General features: G+C 73.1%; 17 protein-coding genes. 12 read left to right on the top strand and 5 right to left on the bottom strand.

Features of this window, described 5'->3' with window-relative positions; all coding sequences use genetic code 11:
- Positions 1-30 precede the first annotated feature (30 nt).
- Together OHS17_RS02840 and OHS17_RS02835 are read left to right on the top strand one after the other, a co-directional pair.
- The gene (locus OHS17_RS02840; protein ID WP_330310901.1) at positions 31-435 is read left to right on the top strand and encodes a J-domain-containing protein; all 405 of its coding nucleotides are present in this window, start codon (positions 31-33) and stop codon (positions 433-435) included.
- A 45-nt stretch (positions 436-480) separates the two neighbouring features.
- Entirely contained in the window at positions 481-972 is a 492-nt protein-coding gene (locus OHS17_RS02835; protein WP_330310900.1) for a GNAT family N-acetyltransferase, read from the top strand.
- A gap of 10 nt (positions 973-982) precedes the next feature.
- On the opposite strand, the gene OHS17_RS02830 is transcribed toward OHS17_RS02835, so the two are convergent.
- Positions 983-1,801: a VOC family protein gene (locus tag OHS17_RS02830; RefSeq protein ID WP_330310899.1), complete on the bottom strand. Its 819-nt coding sequence runs from the start codon at positions 1,799-1,801 to the stop codon at positions 983-985.
- Between the two features lie 122 nt (positions 1,802-1,923).
- A complete protein-coding gene (locus tag OHS17_RS02825; protein WP_330310898.1) occupies positions 1,924-2,256 on the bottom strand; it encodes a DUF6479 family protein in 333 nt (110 codons plus the stop codon).
- Between the two features lie 206 nt (positions 2,257-2,462).
- Between OHS17_RS02825 and OHS17_RS02820 the strand changes: the two genes are divergently transcribed.
- The 7 genes from OHS17_RS02820 (at position 2,463) to OHS17_RS02790 (ending at position 11,345) form a co-directional block, all read left to right on the top strand.
- Positions 2,463-2,855, top strand: a complete 393-nt coding sequence (locus OHS17_RS02820; RefSeq protein WP_330310897.1) for a hypothetical protein — start codon at positions 2,463-2,465, stop codon at positions 2,853-2,855.
- Positions 2,856-2,948: 93 nt separating this feature from the next.
- Positions 2,949-3,521: a 2Fe-2S iron-sulfur cluster-binding protein gene (locus OHS17_RS02815; protein WP_330310896.1), complete on the top strand. Its 573-nt coding sequence runs from the start codon at positions 2,949-2,951 to the stop codon at positions 3,519-3,521.
- Complete coding sequence (locus tag OHS17_RS02810) at positions 3,518-4,504, top strand: FAD binding domain-containing protein (protein ID WP_330310895.1); 987 nt, start codon at positions 3,518-3,520, stop codon at positions 4,502-4,504. Before OHS17_RS02815 ends, OHS17_RS02810 begins: the two co-directional genes overlap by 4 nt.
- 18 nt (positions 4,505-4,522) lie before the next feature.
- Complete coding sequence (locus OHS17_RS02805) at positions 4,523-6,622, top strand: xanthine dehydrogenase family protein molybdopterin-binding subunit (protein WP_330310894.1); 2,100 nt, start codon at positions 4,523-4,525, stop codon at positions 6,620-6,622.
- Between the two features lie 168 nt (positions 6,623-6,790).
- Positions 6,791-7,315 (top strand): ATP-binding protein, encoded by a 525-nt coding sequence (locus tag OHS17_RS02800; RefSeq protein ID WP_330310893.1) that lies wholly within the window; start codon positions 6,791-6,793, stop codon positions 7,313-7,315.
- Positions 7,316-7,498: 183 nt separating this feature from the next.
- The gene (locus OHS17_RS02795; protein WP_330310892.1) at positions 7,499-8,911 is read left to right on the top strand and encodes an NADP-dependent succinic semialdehyde dehydrogenase; all 1,413 of its coding nucleotides are present in this window, start codon (positions 7,499-7,501) and stop codon (positions 8,909-8,911) included.
- A 55-nt stretch (positions 8,912-8,966) separates the two neighbouring features.
- Positions 8,967-11,345: a phosphoketolase family protein gene (locus OHS17_RS02790; protein ID WP_330310891.1), complete on the top strand. Its 2,379-nt coding sequence runs from the start codon at positions 8,967-8,969 to the stop codon at positions 11,343-11,345.
- A gap of 71 nt (positions 11,346-11,416) precedes the next feature.
- Here OHS17_RS02790 and OHS17_RS02785 read toward each other — a convergent pair whose 3' ends face one another.
- Positions 11,417-12,532, bottom strand: coding sequence for a baeRF3 domain-containing protein (locus OHS17_RS02785; RefSeq protein ID WP_330310890.1), 1,116 nt, complete (start codon positions 12,530-12,532; stop codon positions 11,417-11,419).
- Positions 12,533-12,682: 150 nt separating this feature from the next.
- Here OHS17_RS02785 and OHS17_RS02780 point away from each other — a divergent pair, with 150 nt between their 5' ends.
- Positions 12,683-13,249, top strand: coding sequence for a hypothetical protein (locus tag OHS17_RS02780; RefSeq protein ID WP_330310889.1), 567 nt, complete (start codon positions 12,683-12,685; stop codon positions 13,247-13,249).
- Positions 13,250-13,282: 33 nt separating this feature from the next.
- Here the strand turns inward: OHS17_RS02780 and OHS17_RS02775 are convergent, their stop codons facing one another.
- Positions 13,283-14,101: an endonuclease I family protein gene (locus OHS17_RS02775; protein WP_330310888.1), complete on the bottom strand. Its 819-nt coding sequence runs from the start codon at positions 14,099-14,101 to the stop codon at positions 13,283-13,285.
- Between the two features lie 248 nt (positions 14,102-14,349).
- On the opposite strand from OHS17_RS02775, the gene OHS17_RS02770 reads away from it, so the two are divergent.
- Entirely contained in the window at positions 14,350-14,550 is a 201-nt protein-coding gene (locus OHS17_RS02770) for a hypothetical protein (protein WP_330310887.1), read from the top strand.
- Positions 14,551-14,635: 85 nt separating this feature from the next.
- Complete coding sequence (locus OHS17_RS02765; protein WP_330310886.1) at positions 14,636-15,778, top strand: methyltransferase; 1,143 nt, start codon at positions 14,636-14,638, stop codon at positions 15,776-15,778.
- Here OHS17_RS02765 and OHS17_RS02760 read toward each other — a convergent pair.
- On the bottom strand, positions 15,768-16,685 hold the full coding sequence (locus tag OHS17_RS02760; RefSeq protein ID WP_330310885.1) for an ADP-ribosylglycohydrolase family protein: 918 nt from the start codon (positions 16,683-16,685) through the stop codon (positions 15,768-15,770). The two genes, OHS17_RS02765 and OHS17_RS02760, sit on opposite strands and share 11 nt — an antisense overlap.
- Positions 16,686-16,699: the final 14 nt, after the last annotated feature.

Below are 16,699 nucleotides of genomic sequence, written 5' to 3'. Positions count from 1 at the left end.
GCAGCAGGCGTACTCCGAGAGGGGATCACGGTGACCGAGCGCAAACCCGCGGGTGTCAGCTTCGAATCATGGGTGGACCAGCAGATCCGGGAGTCCGAACGGAAGGGTGACGTCTCGAAGCTGCCCGGGTTCGGGAAGCCGATCGAGGCGCTGAGCGCCCCGTACGACGAGTCGTGGTGGATCAAGTCGAAGATGCAGCGCGAAGGGGTGTCGGTGCTCCCGCCGGCGCTGGCGCTGCGCAAGGAGGCCGAGGACGCCCTCGCCGGGCTGCCGGAGATCCGGACCGAGGCGGAGGTCCGCCGGGTGCTGAGCGAGGTCAACGACAAGATCCGGGAGGCGGTCCGCCGTCCGCCGCCGGGGCCGCTGCTCAATCTGCGTCCGTTCGACGTGGACGCCCTCGTCGAGGAGTGGCGCGAGGCCCGCGCCGCCTCCTGAAGGGCTCCGGGCCGATCGCCGGCCCGGATGCGTAATACTCGCCCCATGAGATCAAGCGTTACGCCGACGGGCCGCCGGGCAGCCGGCGGCCCGGTCCGCGTCAGGCGGGCGATCGCGCGCGACGCCAAGCGCCTGACCCGGCTGGTCCGGTCTTCGCGCGCCTACGAGGGCCCCTACGCGCCGATGGTCGCCGGGTACCGAGTGGGGCCGGACTACATCGAGGCCCATGAGGTCTTCGTGGCCGTGCAGGAGGAGACGGGCCGTGTGCTCGGCTTCTACGCCCTCATCCTGGACCCGCCCGAGCTGGATCTGCTCTTCGTCGCGGACGACGCCCAGGGCACCGGCACCGGGCGGCTGCTCATCGGCCACCTGCGGGCTCAGGCGGAGGAGCGGGGGCTGCCGGGCGTCCGCGTCGTCTCGCACCCCCCGGCGGAGGGCTTCTACCTGGCCGTGGGCGCCGAGCGGACCGGCACCGTACGCGCCGCACCCCCGGCGGTGATGTGGGACCGGCCCGAACTGCTGCTGCCGGTCGCCTGAAGCGCGCCCCTCAGGCGTCCGACGCCCGGTGGACGTCCGTGACGGTGAAGAGCCCGCCGTCCGGGTCCAGGAGCGTCGCCTCCCGGCCCTCCGGGTGCGACAGCTCCTCCACCAGGGAGCCCCCGTGCTCGCGGGCCCGCTCCACGGCGAGGGTCACATCGTCCACCGGGAAGTTCACCTGCCAGTGCGGGCGGACCAGCGGATCGGGGGCGGCCTCGACCGCGCCGGAGCTGATCCGGGCCAGCTGGCGGCCCCCGCACTGGACGATCACCTCGTCCTTCGCGTACGACACCTCGCAGGCCCCCGGCTGCCCGCTCGCCCAGTCCAGCACCTCGCCGTAGAAGATCGCGGCGTCGAATGCGCTCCGGGTGCGCAGCCGCAGCCAGGCGTGTGCGTGGCCGGCCGGGGCGGGCGGGGACGTGGCCGGAGCGGTCCGCTCCCAGATACCGAACCCGGCCCCGTCCCGGTCGGCGGCCAGTGCGCCGCGCCCCTTGCCGAGCGTCAGCGGGCCCACCGCCACCGTGCCGCTGCGCTCCCGGATGCGGGAGGCGGCCACATCGGCGTCCCGGACGGCGAAGTAGGGCGTCCAGGCCACCGCGACCCGGAAGGCGGTGGCCACGGCCCCGATGCCGGCGACCGGCACATCGCCGCGGCGGGCCACCGAGAAGTCGTCGCCGAGCCGGCCCGGGCGGAAGCTCCAGCCCATGACCGGGCCGTAGAACCTCTGGGCGGACTCCAGATCGCGGGTCATCAGATTGACCCAGCAGGGCGCGGCGGACCCGGTCAGGGCCGCACGCGCGGGCGCCGTACCGGAGGTGCTTGGGGTCATGGTGCCACTGCCTTCATGGGGGGTGCGGCAGATGTGCCGACGGGCTTCGGGGCCGTCACCAAGCCTCGCCGGGGGCGGCCGCTCCCGCAAACGCGACGCCGCCGCCCGCCCCGCGCCCCCGGTCAGTCCCGCTTGTCGTCGTCCTCGTGGCGGATCGGCTCGTTGCCGTGCTCACCGAGCTCGTACGGGGACAGCCCCCGGCCGTTGTCCGGGAAGTGGTCGTCACCGTGGACGTCCTGCTTCTCCTCGTGGCTGCGGTGCTCGGGGCCGACCGGCTGCTCGTCCGGCCGGGGCGGGGGCAGCTCCTGGTCGTGCCGTCGCTTGCCCAGCAGGAAGGCGCCGATCAGCATGATCACCAGGAGCACGCCGATCACGCCCATCACGACGCCCGTCGCGCCGCGTCCGTCCGCGAGGGTGACCGCCAGGGAATTCAGGGCTCCATCCGAAACGTCCATGCTTGCCGCATACCCCAGGACACACGCGTCACTCGGTGCGGCGATCGAATTCATGTTTTAAGTGGATATGAGCGCCGAAAATGTTTCGAGGGTGTGAGCCCCGCCCGCGCCGGGCACGCGGGGGAGTCCGGGCCGCTCCTGTCGCCGCCGCACGCGCGCGGGGTCAGCCTGGATGTGACGGCAACGCCCTTTCGGAAGGAGTCGCGGTGAACAGCGCACAGGACAAGCGACAGACCACGGAGGACCACCACGATCAGGAGGTGTCTGTCGTCCTCAGCGAGTGCCCCGAGGAGGACGCGCGCACCGTCTTCGACGTGCTGAGGGCCGCCTTCACGACCGACCGGGCCTCCGCCGACGTACCCCGCGAGACCGCGGGCAGGCGGCCCACGGCGTGGGCCGCGACCGTCGACGTGTCCGAGGCCCGGGTGGTTTCGGGGGCCGTGACCCTCGGTGTCCCCGTCACGCTCGATGTGCAGGGCGGCTATCACGCGGTGGACCGGCTCAGGGGCGGGTTGGCCGACGCCTTCGCCGTCCGGGTGGTGGGCACGGTGTCGGGGGACCAGGAGGAGGAAGTGCGGCTGCGTCTGGAGAACAAGTAGGCCGAACGCTCCATCCGGGGGCGCGAGGGACCCGAGGCACCCCCCACTTCTGGTAGAAATCGGACAAAGTGACTTCGTGGAAAGGTGCCGCGCGTGGATCCGGCCAGTTCGTGGGAGGGTGGCGCCGCCGAATCGCCGGCGCCCGGCGACCTCCCCTCCGCCACCCTGACCCTGCACATCAACGGCACCGAGCGCACGGTCACCCTCGACCACCGCACCACCCTCCTGGACGCCCTGCGCCACCACCTGGACCTCACCGGGGCGAAGAAGGGCTGCGACCACGGCCAGTGCGGTGCCTGCACCGTCCTCGTGGACGGCCGACGCGCCAACAGCTGCCTCCTGCTGGCCGTCGCCCATGACGGCGCGCGCGTCACCACGGTCGAGGGTCTGGCGGACGGCGACCGGCTGCACCCCCTCCAGGAGGCGTTCCTGGAGCGCGACGCCTTCCAGTGCGGCTACTGCACACCGGGCCAGCTCTGCTCCGCCGCCGGCGTCCTCGCCGAGGCGGACTACGGCCACCCCTCGCACGTCACCCCGCATGACGCGCCCGTCGCCACCCCCGCCCGGCTCGGCCCGGAGGAGATCCGGGAACGGATGAGCGGCAACCTCTGCCGGTGCGGCGCCTACCCGCGCATCGTCGAGGCCATCGAGGACGTGGCGTCGTGAAACCCTTCGCCTATCTGCGCGCCGAGACCGTCACCGACGCGGTGCGCGCCTGCGCCGCCCACCCGGGCGCCAAGTTCCTCGGCGGCGGCACCAACCTGGTCGACCTGATGAAGCTCGGCGTCGAGACCCCGGGCATGCTGGTCGACGTCAGCCGGCTGCCGCTGGACCAGGTCACGGACACCGCCGACGGGGGACTGCGCATCGGCGCCACCGTCCGCAACAGCGACCTGGCCGCCCACCCCGCCGTACGCACCCGCTACCCCGCCCTGTCGCAGGCCCTGCTGGCCGGCGCCTCCGGTCAGCTCCGCAACATCGCGACCACCGGCGGCAACCTCCTCCAGCGCACCCGCTGCCTCTACTTCCAGGACACGTCCAAGCCCTGCAACAAGCGCGAACCCGGCACCGGCTGCCCCGCCCGCGAGGGCGCCCACCGCGATCTCGCCGTCCTCGGGCACTCCGAGGAGTGCGTCGCCACCCACCCCTCCGACATGGCCGTGGCCCTCGCCGCGCTCGACGCGGACGTGGTGCTGCACGGGCCGGAGGGCGAACGGACCGTCCCGGTGACCGACTTCCACCGGCTGCCCGGCGACAACCCCGACGCCGACACGGTCGTCCGGCCCGGCGAACTCGTCACCGACGTGACGCTGCCGCCCCTGGCCCACGGCACGGTCTCCCTCTACCGCAAGGCCCGCGACCGCGCCTCGTACGCCTTCGCGCTGGCCTCCGTCGCCGCCGTCCTGCGGGTACGCGACGGGCGCGTCGAGCACGCGGCGCTCGCGTTCGGCGGGCTCGCCCACCGCCCCTGGCGCGCCCGCGCCGCCGAGGAGATCCTGCGCGGCGCGCCCGCCACCGACGCGACCTTCCTGCGGGCCGCCGACGCCGAGCTGGCCCAGGCCCGCCCGCTGCGCGACAACGCGTTCAAGGTCCGCCTCGCCCGGCACCTGGCCGTCGACGCCCTCGCCGCACTCACCGCCCGCACCTGAAGAGCCGAGGATCCCGCCATGAGCCACGCCCCCCAGCCGCTCGGCGCGCCCGCCGTCCGCCGCGAGGGCCGCGCCAAGGTGACCGGCGCCGCGCGCTACGCCGCCGAACGCGGCCTGCCCGGCTGCCTGTACGCCTGGCCGGTGCCCGCCACCGTGCCGTCCGGCCGGGTCACCGCCGTCCGCACCGTCGACGCCCTCGCCCACCCCGGCGTCCACAGCGTCCTCACCCACGACAACGCGCCGCGCCTGGCCGAGCCGGACGACCCGATCCTCGCCGTCCTCCAGGACGACCGGGTGCCCCACCGGGGCTGGCCCGTCGCGCTCGTCGTCGCCGACAGCCTCGCGAGCGCCCGGGCCGGTGCGGCCGCCCTGCACATCACCTACGAGACGACCCCGCACGACGTCGTGCTCACCGAGGACCACGCGGGCCTCTACACCCCGGAACAGGCCAACGGCGGCTACCCGGCGGTGCGCGAGCGCGGCGACTTCGACCGGGCCTTCGAGGCGTCGCCCGTACGCGTGGACGCCACGTACACCCTGGAGGCGCTGCACAACCACCCCATGGAGCCCCACGCCTCGACCGCCCACTGGGCGCCCGACGGGCACCTCACCGTGTACGACTCCAGCCAGGGCGCCACCAAGGTGCGCGACAGCCTCGCCGCCGCCTTCGGCATCGGGGCCGACCGGATCACCGCCGTCTCCGAGCACGTCGGCGGCGGCTTCGGCTCCAAGGGAACCCCGCGCCCGCAGTCCGTGCTCGCCGCGATGGCCGCCCTGCACACCGGCCGCCCCGTCGAACTCGTCCTGCCCAGGCGCCAGATGCCCGCGCTCGTCGGACACCGGGCGCCCACCGTGCAGCGCGTCAGGCTCGGCGCCGAGGCCGACGGCACCCTCACCTCGGTCGCCCAGGAGATCATCACCCACACCTCCCGGATCAAGGAGTTCGTGGAGCAGGCCGCCGTGCCCGCCCGCGTCATGTACGGCTCACCGCACAGCCGCACCACGCACCGGGTCACCGCCCTCGACGTGCCCAGCCCGTCGTGGATGCGCGCCCCGGGCGAGGCTCCCGGGATGTACGCCCTCGAATCCGCCATGGACGAACTCGCGGCGGAACTCGGCGTCGACCCGGTCGACCTGCGGCTGCGCAACGACCCGGCCGACGAACCCGACTCCGGCAAGCCCTTCAGCAGCCGGGGCCTGGCCGCCTGTCTGCGCGAGGGCGCCGCACGCTTCGGCTGGGCGGACCGCGATCCCGCCCCCGGCGTCCGCCGCCAGGGCGCCCTGCTGCTCGGCACGGGCGTCGCCTCGGCCACGTACCCCGTCTACGTCAGCCCGGGCCACGCCACCGCGCACGCGGCCCCCGACGGCACCTACCGGATCGCCGTCAACGCCACCGACATCGGAACCGGCGCCCGTACCGTCCTCGCGCAGATCGCCGCCGAGGTGCTGGGCGCACCGCTGGACGAGGTGGCCATCGACATCGGTGACAGCGACCTGCCCGACGCCTCGCTGGCCGGCGGCTCATCCGGCACCGCCTCCTGGGGCTGGGCCGTGCACAAGGCCGCCTCCGGGCTCGCGGAACAGCTCGCCGCGCGCGGCGGGCCGCTGCCCGCCGAAGGGGTGACCGTCGCCGCCGACACCACCGAGGAGACCGCCGAGGAATCCCCGTACGCCCGGCACGCCTTCGGGGCGCACTTCGCCGAGGTCGCCGTCGACACCCGCACCGGAGAGGTCCGGGTGCGCCGGATGCTCGGCGTCTTCGCGGCCGGCCGCATCCTCAACTCCCGTACCGCCCGCTCCCAGTTCATCGGCGGCATGACCATGGGCATCGGCATGGCGCTCACCGAGGGCTCCACCATGGACCCGGTCTACGGTGACTTCACCGAGTGCGACCTCGCCTCCTACCACGTCCCCGTCTGCGCCGACGTGGCCGCTGTCGACGCGCACTGGATCGAGGAGGACGACCCCCACCTCAACCCCATGGGCAGCAAGGGCATCGGCGAGATCGGCATCGTCGGCGCCGCCGCGGCTGTCGGGAACGCCTTCCGGCACGCGACCGGAGTCCGGCTGCGCACCCTGCCCCTCACACCCGACCGGGTGCTCACCCACCTGGCCTGACGCGAAAGCGCCGGTCACCCCGGGTGCGCGGCCCGATATGTTGCGCGACCGGCCCAGCGGGGTCACCCTGTGGAGTGACCCAGAAGAGACATCTGCTCACTCTTCGTATTCGGGGGTCGTTGGTTCAACGAGGCGAAGTCGTGGGCCTCGATGTGAGGAGCCTCGACGATGACCGTTCCACTCGACCGGCACTATCTGGTCGAACTTCAGGTTTCCGCAGACCGTGTGGACCAGCTGCGACGCATAGTCGCGGCCCACCTGCGCCACTGGAGTCTCGAACTCCACGTACGGCCCGTGTGCCGTGCCGTGGAGGAGCTGCTGACCAATGTCCACCGGCATGTCGGTGACGACAACCGCTGCGTCGTCGAACTCCGGTGGTCCGGACGGCACCTCACGGTCTCCGTCGCCGACAACGGCTCCGAGATGCCGCGGCTGCTCCACGAGGGCGGCGGCCTGAGCCGGGTCATGGCCCTCAGTGACAGCTGGGGCACCTGCCGGACCGCCGACGGCAAGGTCGTCTGGTTCACCCGGTACGCCCAGGAGCCGCAGCACATCGAGCTGGTGCCGCTGCCGCCGCTGCCCGGCGTCCGCGAGTTCCGCCGCCCGCCGGCCGCGGTCGCGGAGATCCCCGAGCCGGTCCCGGCCGCCGACGAGACCGTCCCCGTCGCCGACGCCGCCCCGGCGCTCGTCTGAGACGTATGGCCCCGCCCCCGCCCCACCGCAGGCCCCCGGCCGGCGCGGATCACATGTCCCGAGCATGCATGATCCGCGCCGGCCGGGTATGCGGTGCCGGGGGCCGCGCCGTGTCACGGCCCGCGTTGCGGGCGGGCCCGCCGCGCGGCACGGTCGAAGTACCGAGGCAAGGAGGCCACAGTCATGCCCATCGCGACGGTCAATCCCGCGAACGGCGAGACGCTCAGGACGTTCGACGCGCTGAACGACGACGAGATCGAGAAGCGGATCGCCGCGGCCCACGCCGCCTTCCGTGACTACCGCACCACCACGTTCGCCGAACGGGCCCGGCTGCTCAACCGGGCCGCCGACCTCCTGGACGAGGACCAGCAGGACATCGCGCGCACCATGACCCTGGAAATGGGCAAGCCCGTCACGGCCGCTCGCGCCGAGGCCGCGAAGTGCGCCAAGGCGATGCGCTGGTACGCCGCCCGCGCCGAGGAACTGCTCGCCGACGAGCACCCCACCGCCGCCGATGTGAAGGACTCCGGCGCGGTGCGCGCGTACGTCCGCTACCGGCCGCTCGGCCCGGTCCTCGCCGTGATGCCGTGGAACTTCCCGCTCTGGCAGGTCGTGCGCTTCGCCGCCCCCGCCCTGATGGCGGGCAATACGGGCCTGCTGAAGCACGCCTCGAACGTGCCGCAGACCGCGCTCTACCTCGGCGACCTCTTCCACCGCGCCGGGTTCCCGGCCGGCTGCTTCCAGACCCTGCTGGTCGGCTCCAAGGCCGTCGAGGGCATCCTGCGCGACCGCCGGGTGGTGGCCGCGACGCTCACCGGCAGCGAACCGGCCGGCCGCTCCGTCGCCGCCATCGCCGGTGACGAGGTCAAGCACACCGTCCTCGAACTCGGCGGCAGCGACCCCTACCTGGTCCTCCCCTCCGCGGACGTCGCCAAGGCCGCCCGCACCGCCGTCACCGCCCGCGCCCAGAACAACGGCCAGTCGTGCATCGCCGCCAAGCGGTTCATCGTGCACACCCAGGTCTATGAGGAGTTCGCCGAGCGCTTCACCGTCGGCATGCGGCAGCTGACCGTGGGCGACCCGCTGGAGGAGTCCACCGACATCGGCCCGATCGCCATGGAACAGGGCCGCGCGGACCTCGCGGAGCTGGTGGACGACGCGGTGGACCGGGGTGCCGAGGTGCTGTGCGGCGGCGGACGCCCCGAGGGCTTGGGCGGCGGCCTGGAGAACGGCTGGTTCTACGCGCCCACCGTCCTCGCCGGCATCACGCCCGAGATGCGCATCCACCGCGAGGAGACCTTCGGCCCGGTCGCCACGCTCTACCGCGTGGACAGCCTGGACCAGGCCGTCGAGCTCGCCAACGACACCTCCTTCGGGCTCAGTTCCAACGTCTGGACCCGCGACGCCGACGAGGCCGACCGCTGCGTCCGGGACCTCCAGGCCGGCGGCGTCTTCTTCAACGGCATGACCGCCTCCCACCCCGCGCTGCCCTTCGGCGGAGTGAAGCGCTCGGGCTACGGGCGCGAGCTCGCCGGACACGGCATCCGCGAGTTCTGCAACGCCACCACCGTCTGGTACGGCTCCGAACCCCGGTGACCGTGCCCGCGACGTCCCGCCCCCGCCCCCGAACCCGCCCCGCCGAGAGGTCACCATGAGCGACGCCCCACCGCGGCCCGGCCCGTCCGACCAGGAGCTCGACGCGCTGGACGCGCACTGGCGGGCCGCCAACTACCTGGCCGTCGGGCAGATCTACCTGATGGACAACCCCCTGCTGACCCGGCCGCTCGCCCCCGAGCACATCAAGCCCCGGCTGCTCGGACACTGGGGCACCTCGCCCGGGCTCAACCTCGTGTACACCCACCTCAACCGCCTCATCGGCGCGCGCGGAACACCGGCGCTCTGCATCTGGGGACCCGGCCACGGCGGGCCCGCCGTCCTCGCCGGTTCCTGGCTGGAGGGCAGCTACTCGGAGGTGTACCCGGACGTCAGCAGGGACGCGGCAGGCATGGGCCTGCTGTTCAAGCAGTTCTCGTTCCCCGGCGGCGTCCCCAGCCACGTCGCCCCCGAGACCCCCGGCTCCATCCACGAGGGCGGCGAACTCGGCTACTCCCTCGCCCACGCCTACGGCGCCGCCCTCGACCACCCCGAACTGCTGGTCACCTGCGTCATCGGCGACGGCGAGGCGGAGACCGGACCGCTCGCCGGGTCCTGGCACGCCAACAAGTTCCTCGACCCGGTCCACGACGGGGCCGTCCTGCCGGTCCTCCACCTCAACGGCTACAAGATCGCCAACCCCACGGTCCTCGCCCGTCTCCCGCACACCGAGCTCGACGCCCTGCTGCGCGGCTACGGACACGACCCGCTGTACGTGGAGGGCGACGAACCCCGCGCCGTGCACCGGGCGATGGCTCTCGCCATGGACCGCGCCGCCGACCGCATCGCGGAGATCCAGGCCGCCGCCCGCACCGGCGGTGAGACCGAACGCCCGCGCTGGCCGATGATCGTGCTGCGCACCCCGAAGGGCTGGACCGGGCCCGCCGAGGTCGACGGACTGCCCGTGGAAGGCACCTGGCGCGCCCACCAGGTCCCGCTGCCCGGCGTCCGCGACAACCCGGACCATCTGCGCCAGCTGGAGGCGTGGATGCGGTCCTACCGGCCGGACGAACTCTTCGACGCCGAGGGCCGCCCGACCGCACAGGTGCTGGCCTGTGTCCCCGAGGGCGCCGCCCGCCTCGGCGCCAGCCCGTACGCCAACGGCGGCCTGCTCCTGCGCGACCTGCCCGTCCCGGACCTCGACGGGTTCGCCGTCCCCGTCGACCGCCCCGGCACCACGCTCCGCGAGCCCACCCGCGTCCTGGGCGGTCTCCTCGAAGCGGTCATGGCGGCGACGGCGGACCACAGGGACTTCCGGCTCGTGGGCCCGGACGAGACGGCGTCCAACCGGCTCGACGCGGTGTACGAGGTCAGCGGCAAGGCGTGGCAGGCCCGCACCCTGCCGACGGACGAGCACCTGGAGCGCGACGGCCGGGTCATGGAGGTCCTGTCCGAGCACCTGTGCCAGGGCTGGCTGGAGGGCTATCTGCTGACCGGGCGGCACGGGCTGTTCTCCTGCTACGAGGCCTTCGCGCACATCGTGGACTCGATGGTCAACCAGCACATCAAGTGGCTGCGCACCTCGCGCCGCCTCGCCTGGCGCCGCCCCATCGCCTCGCTGAACTACCTGCTCACCTCGCACGTCTGGCGCCAGGACCACAACGGCTTCTCGCACCAGGACCCGGGCTTCGTGGACCACATCCTCAACAAGAGCCCCGAAGTCGTACGCGTCTACCTGCCGCCGGACGCCAACACCCTGCTCTCCGTCGCGGACCACGCCCTGCGCAGCCGGGACTACGTCAACGTCATCGTGGCCGGCAAGCAGCCCAGCTTCGACTGGCTCACCCTCGACCAAGCCCGGGTGCACTGCGCGCGCGGCGCCGGTCTCTGGGAGTGGGCGGGCACGGAGGACGGCAGCCGGGAGCCCGACGTCGTCCTCGCCTGCGCCGGTGACGTACCCACGCTGGAGACACTGGCGGCGGCCCAGCTGCTCCGGCGCCATCTGCCGGAGCTGGCCGTGCGGGTGGTCAACGTGGTCGACATGGCCCGGCTCATGCCGCACTCCGAGCACCCGCACGGCATGCCGGACTCCGAGTACGACGCGCTGTTCACCCGGGACAGGCCGGTCATCTTCGCCTACCACGGCTACCCGTGGTTGATCCACCGGCTGGCCTACCGCCGTAGCGGCCATGGCGAACTGCACGTGCGGGGCTACAAGGAGGAGGGCACGACCACCACGCCCTTCGACATGGTCGTCCGCAACGACCTCGACCGCTACCGGCTGGTCATGGACGTCATCGACCGGGTGCCCGGCCTGGGCGTACGCGCCGTGGCGGTGCGGCAGGAGATGGCCGACACCCGCACCCGCCACCACGCCTGGATCCGCGAACACGGCACCGACCTGCCCGAGGTCGCCGACTGGACCTGGGAGGGCTGAGCCGCCCCAGGCACACGGTGAGGGCCCGGACGAGAATCCTCGTCCGGGCCCTCACCGCGTACCGCGCGGGCTCAGAAGCGCAGTTCGGCCGCGATGCGGCCGTGCCCCTTCAGCGAGTCGTCCGCGACGAAGAACACCTCCGCGCCGCTGTCCAGCGCCGCCTCGACCAGTTCGTCCACGACGTCCTCGCGGACGCTCGCGTCGGACGGGTCCACCACGTCGTCGGTCACCGGCTTCAGGTGCTCCTGGTCGACCCGTACCGTCTGCTGGTAGTGCTCCTCCACGGCCACCAGACCGGCGCGGCCCTCGCGCACCGCGGCCCACACCTCGTCCAGACCGCCGGCGAACGCCTTGCGGCCGCGCGCCGCGTCCAGCCGCCCCTCGATCTCCTTCGCGAAGTGCTCGCGCCGCGCGTCCAGGGCCGGGCGCAGCTCGGTGAGCAGGTCGCGGGGCGCGTTGTCGGCGGGCGCGCCCTTGGTGACCCGGCCGACCGCGTCCTTGGCGCACTCGCTGACCTCGTCGAACAGTGCGAGCGCCGGTGCGATGCCCACCAGGTACAGCGGGCGGGGGTCGGTGGCCAGGACGGCGCGCAGCTTCTCGTCCACCGTGCGCAGGAAGTTGCGGGTGTCCTCGCTGGCGAAGTTGCTCGCCGTGTCCCCGATCTGCTCCATGCGCTGCGGGTTGAACTCCTCGCGCGGGGCGGCCAGCGGGAAGCCGCCGACGTGGGCCTCCTGCGCGGACTCGGTGGTGCCGCTGAAGAGGGCGGCGTGGTCGGCGGCCACGGTCAGCGCCCAGAAGGGGCGGGCCTGCGCCTTCGCGGCGACCAGGTTGCGGGTGAGGTAGCTGTCGCTCAGCACCACCCGTTCGGGTGCGGTACGCGGCAGCCGCCAGATCTGGTACTCGTCGGCGGTGGCGAGGAGCACCAGCGCGTCCAGGGCCCGGCGCTGGTCGAGTTCACCGGCCGCGCGGTCGAGCTGCCGCTTGATCGCGGCACAGGTCTCCCGGTCGGCCTGCGGGTCGGCCTCCAGCCGGTTGTGGGCCTCCGACAGCAGGTTGCGCAGCCGTACGGCGTCCTGGGCGTTGTCCGGGGCGCGCCGGTGGGTCGGCATGGTCAGGGACAGGGCGGGATAGGGCCTGCTCCGGCGGAGCTCCTGCAGCAGGCCGGCGGTCAGGGCGTCCGTGTCCATCAGTTCCCTCCCGGGGAATTGCGCGCACTGCGTGCGGGGCGGGTGATTCAACGAGTCAATTCATACCTTTTGATCGTAATATGGGCGAGTTGGTCATCCCGGGTGCGGGAAGCGCTGCTTCTCCGTGCCCGCTTCGTGGACGGAGCGTTTGTGAACCGGACCGGCCCCGCGCGGCGCCCCTTCCGAGGCTGCGCCTTCCGCGGCCTGACCCCCGCCGTACTCGTCGCGGTGCTCGTCGCCGGGGCGGCCGCCTGCGGTGACTCCGACACCTCGTCGCCGGGTACGGCCAGAAGCACCCGCACGCTCTCGGCCGAGCCGACGGCGAGCCCGAGCCCGACCCGTAGCGAGCGCACCCCGGACGAGTTCGCCGCCTCCGTCTCCGCCGACGCCGAGCGCAACCGGCAGAAGGCCGCGGCGACCCTCAAGGGTGTCGAGGGCAAGGGCAACGCGGTGGACGACGTCTCCGTCAACGGCATCGCCGTCCAGTCCGGGGAGAAGTTCCGCAGCGCCCTGGTGCGGGTGACCAACCGGAGCGGCGAGGAAGCGTTCTTCGCCGTGCGCGTCGAGTTCGTGGATGCGTCGGGCAAGGTGCTGGACTCCGTGGTGCTCGGCTTCCCGGACGCGCCGACCGACAAGACCGTCAGCCAGCACGCCAACAGCCGCAAGGCCGCCGGCGTCAAGTCGTTCCCCCGGATCGCCCAGGCGGAGCGGAGCTGACGGCCGGCGGCCGGTGTCAGAGGCGCGGGTCCGTCACCAGATGGCCTCCACCCACTCGGGGTGGTCCACGAACGGGTTCCGGTTGTGCTGGTAGTCCTCGTATATGACGTCGTTGCGCCGCTTCTCGAAGGTGTCCGGCGGGTCCTGCTCGCTCCATGCCTTGAGTACGGAGAGCCGGCCGATGTGCGGTGAGGAGCCGTTGGACACGCTGTCGTTGGGCTCCAGGTCGGGGAACGCGTCGTCGCCCTCGTAGCGCACGGCCATGTAGAGGATCATCCGCGCCACGTCGCCCTTGACCGCGTCGCGCGGTTCGAAGGAGTCGGAGTCGGTGTAGTTGCCCGGGGCGTCGCTCAGCTCCGTACCGCCGTTGTCGAAGTCCTTGTTGCCGCGCGTGGAGTTGACCTGGACGTCGGACGGGCGCAGGTGGTGGATGTCGGTGCCGGGGCCGGTGGCCGTGCCGAAGTCGCCGTGGGATTTGGCCCAGACGTGTTCGCGGTTCCACTGGCCGGTGCTGCCGCCGTTGTTGCTCTTCGGCTCGGAGCGCCCGGTGTACAGCTCGATGATGTTCGAGGAGTTCGCCGGGTCCTCGTCGGTGTCCTTCAGGGCGTCCCAGACCTGGCTGTAGGTGAGCTTGCTCTGGTCGCTGATGATCGTGTGCAGGGCGCTCTTCAGCGCGGCGCCGGTCTTGCCGGTCGCGTCCTGGTAGTACGTGTCGTCCAGCGCGGAGAGCGCGGAGGCGGCGGTGGGTGGTGGCGTCGGGACGGGCGCGGCGGCGGCCGTGCCGCTGAACACCACGAGCGCGGCGAGCGCGGCGGGCAGTGCGTGGCGCGCGGGAAGGTGACGACGGGACATGTGGGGTGTCCTCTCCGGGAATACGCGCACCGCGGCGCCGTCACGGGGTGGGGGACGGCTCCGCGGTGGTCGTGTCCGCTATGTGTACGCGGGAGCCTTCCATGCGGACCGTCACGATGTGTGAACCCCACGTATCTATCATGTGCAGGTCAAGTGAGGGCCCGGAACCCGTTCCGGAACCCCGTCCCGGTCTCGGATGCGGGAGCGCCGGGGGCGGGCGAGAATGACGGGAAGGACAAGGAGGCGGCATGAGCGACGAGTCCGAATCCGTATCCAGTACCCGGGGCCTGACTCCGGACGACCTCTTGCACACCGGCGCCACGGACAACCCGTCCGCCGAGGACCTGGTGCTCGCGTCCGGGCGGGACCTGACCCCGGCGAACCTCCAGTGGGCGGAGCGCACCCTGGCCAGGGAGGGCCGGGCGGCCCTGGACAAGCGACTGCCGTAGCCGGCGGTACGGCGCGGCGGCCACGGCCGTCGCGCCCCCTGCGTGGTACGGGCGCCGGGCGCCGCTCGGTTAGCCTGAACGCACAATGAACCGTTTGACGACGTCAGAGGCCGGATACGACCTCGCCCGCTTCCCCGAGGACCCCCGCGACCCGTTCCGTGCCTGGGACGCGGCCGACGCCTATCTGCTCCAGCACCTGGAGGAGGCGGTCGACGTCTCGGGGAACGTCGTCGTGATCGGCGACCGCTGGGGCGCCCTGAGTACGGTCCTGGCCGCGCACCACCCCGTACAGATCAGCGACTCCTACCTCGGGCAGCGGGCCACCGCCGCGAACCTGGAGCGGAATGGGCTGCCCGCCGGAGCGGTGCGCCTCATGTCCCCGCGCGACACTCCGCCGGACCGCGTCGACGTCCTCCTCGTACGCGTGCCGAAGAGCCTCGCGCTCCTGGAGGACCAGCTCCACCGCATCGCGCCCGCCGTGCACGCCGGCACGGTCGTCGTCGGCACCGGGATGGTCAAGGAGATCCACACCTCCACGCTCAGCCTGTTCGAGCGCATCATCGGCCCGACCCGGACCTCCCTCGCCGTCCGCAAGGCCCGGCTCATCCACTGCACCCCGGACCCCGCCCTGCCCCGCACCCCCAGCCCCTGGCCGCTGCGTTACGCGCTGCCCCCGGATGCCGGGGCGGCCGCCGGGCGTACCGTCACCAACCACGCCGGGATCTTCTGCGCCGACCGGCTCGACATCGGCACCCGTTTCTTCCTCAAGCACCTGCCGGACCGCAGCGGCCCCGACCGCGTCGTGGACCTCGGCTGCGGCAACGGCGTCCTCGGCCTCGCCGCCGCCCTCGCCAACCCCGACGCCACCCTCACCTTCGTGGACGAGTCGTACCAGGCCGTGGCCTCGGCCGAGGCGACCTTCCGCGACAACGCCGGGCCGGACGACCGGGCGCGCTTCGTCGTCGGGGACGGACTGGCCGACGCCGAGCCCGGAAGCGCCGACCTGGTCCTCAACAACCCGCCGTTCCACTCCCACCAGGCCACCACCGACGCGACCGCCCGGACCATGTTCCACGGGGCCCGGCGCGCCCTGCGCCCGGGCGGCGAGCTCTGGGTCGTCGCCAACCGGCACCTGGGCCACCACACCACCCTGCGCCGGGTCTTCGGCAACTGCGCGACGGTGGCGGGCGACCCGAAGTTCGTCGTACTGCGCGCGGTCAGGCGCTGAGCGCCGCCCACTCCGGCAGCGGCTCGCGTGCCGTGTGCCAGGCCGGGGGCAGGGCGGCGACGCCGGTACGGGCGGCGATCACGCCTCCCGCGATGGCGCAGGTGGTGTCGATGTCACCGCGCCCCGCCACCGTGCACCACAGCCCCTCCTCCAGGTCGTCCAGGTGCCCCGCCGCGCACCACAGTGCGAACGGGACGGTGTCCGGCCCGGACATCCGGTAGCCGGAGCCCAGGACCTCCGCCGCGTGGCGGACCGAGGTGCGGGCGGGCATCCGGGACGCGATCCGGATGCCCGAGCGCACCTCACTGTCGGACAGGTGCGCGGCGACCTCCTGGAGGAACGCGGCGCGCCCGGGCGCCGGACCGCCCCGGCCGCGCACGGCCAGCGCCGCGGCCACGGCAACCGCCACCGCCCCGGCGGCGGCCTCCGGGTGGTGGTGCGAGACCGCGCTCTGGCGGGCGGCCTGCTCCATGGCCGTGTCCAGGTCCGCGGCGTGCCAGGCGCCGAGCGGGGCGACGCGCATCGCCGCCCCGTTGCCCCAGGACCCCATGCCCTCGAACTGCGCGGACACCAGCTCCTGCCAGGGCTCGCCCGCACCGATCCGGCGCAGCACGTCGTGCATCGAGGCGCCGTAGCCGCGGTGTGTGTCGGCGGCGTACTCCTCGGCGAGGCGCCGGGCGAACCGGTCCTGGTCCACGGCGCCTTCGCCCTCGGCGAGTTCGCGGACCAGGACCAGCGCCTGCGCGGTGTCGTCGCTCCACCGCCACACGGGCTCCTCGGGCAGTGTCCGCGCCTCCAGGGCCTCGGCGCCCTCGCGGCGCAGGATGCCGAACCAGCGGTCGCCGAAGGCGTCACCGAAGGCGAGCCCGGCCAGTGAGTCGAGTGCGGGGGCAGGTGCGTCGGTCATCGGAGCAGTATGAC

The organism is Streptomyces sp. NBC_00523 (assembly GCF_036346615.1).
Classification (GTDB): Bacteria; Actinomycetota; Actinomycetes; order Streptomycetales; family Streptomycetaceae; genus Streptomyces.
Note: the sequence above shows the minus strand (reverse complement) of the source record. Positions and strands in the feature narration are given on the sequence as shown.

Excerpts from the sequence above, each read along its gene's own strand:
- OHS17_RS02800 (WP_330310893.1), top strand. The coding sequence starts at position 6,791 with ATGACCGTTCCACTCGACCGGCACTATCTGGTCGAACTTCAGGTTTCC.
- OHS17_RS02765 (WP_330310886.1), top strand. The coding sequence starts at position 14,636 with ATGAACCGTTTGACGACGTCAGAGGCCGGATACGACCTCGCCCGCTTC.
- OHS17_RS02805 (WP_330310894.1), top strand. The coding sequence starts at position 4,523 with ATGAGCCACGCCCCCCAGCCGCTCGGCGCGCCCGCCGTCCGCCGCGAG.
- OHS17_RS02790 (WP_330310891.1), top strand. The coding sequence starts at position 8,967 with ATGAGCGACGCCCCACCGCGGCCCGGCCCGTCCGACCAGGAGCTCGAC.
- OHS17_RS02775 (WP_330310888.1), bottom strand. The coding sequence starts at position 14,101 with ATGTCCCGTCGTCACCTTCCCGCGCGCCACGCACTGCCCGCCGCGCTC.
- OHS17_RS02770 (WP_330310887.1), top strand. The coding sequence starts at position 14,350 with ATGAGCGACGAGTCCGAATCCGTATCCAGTACCCGGGGCCTGACTCCG.
- OHS17_RS02795 (WP_330310892.1), top strand. The coding sequence starts at position 7,499 with ATGCCCATCGCGACGGTCAATCCCGCGAACGGCGAGACGCTCAGGACG.
- OHS17_RS02760 (WP_330310885.1), bottom strand. The coding sequence starts at position 16,685 with ATGACCGACGCACCTGCCCCCGCACTCGACTCACTGGCCGGGCTCGCC.
- OHS17_RS02830 (WP_330310899.1), bottom strand. The coding sequence starts at position 1,801 with ATGACCCCAAGCACCTCCGGTACGGCGCCCGCGCGTGCGGCCCTGACC.
- OHS17_RS02785 (WP_330310890.1), bottom strand. The coding sequence starts at position 12,532 with ATGGACACGGACGCCCTGACCGCCGGCCTGCTGCAGGAGCTCCGCCGG.
- OHS17_RS02835 (WP_330310900.1), top strand. The coding sequence starts at position 481 with ATGAGATCAAGCGTTACGCCGACGGGCCGCCGGGCAGCCGGCGGCCCG.
- OHS17_RS02825 (WP_330310898.1), bottom strand. The coding sequence starts at position 2,256 with ATGGACGTTTCGGATGGAGCCCTGAATTCCCTGGCGGTCACCCTCGCG.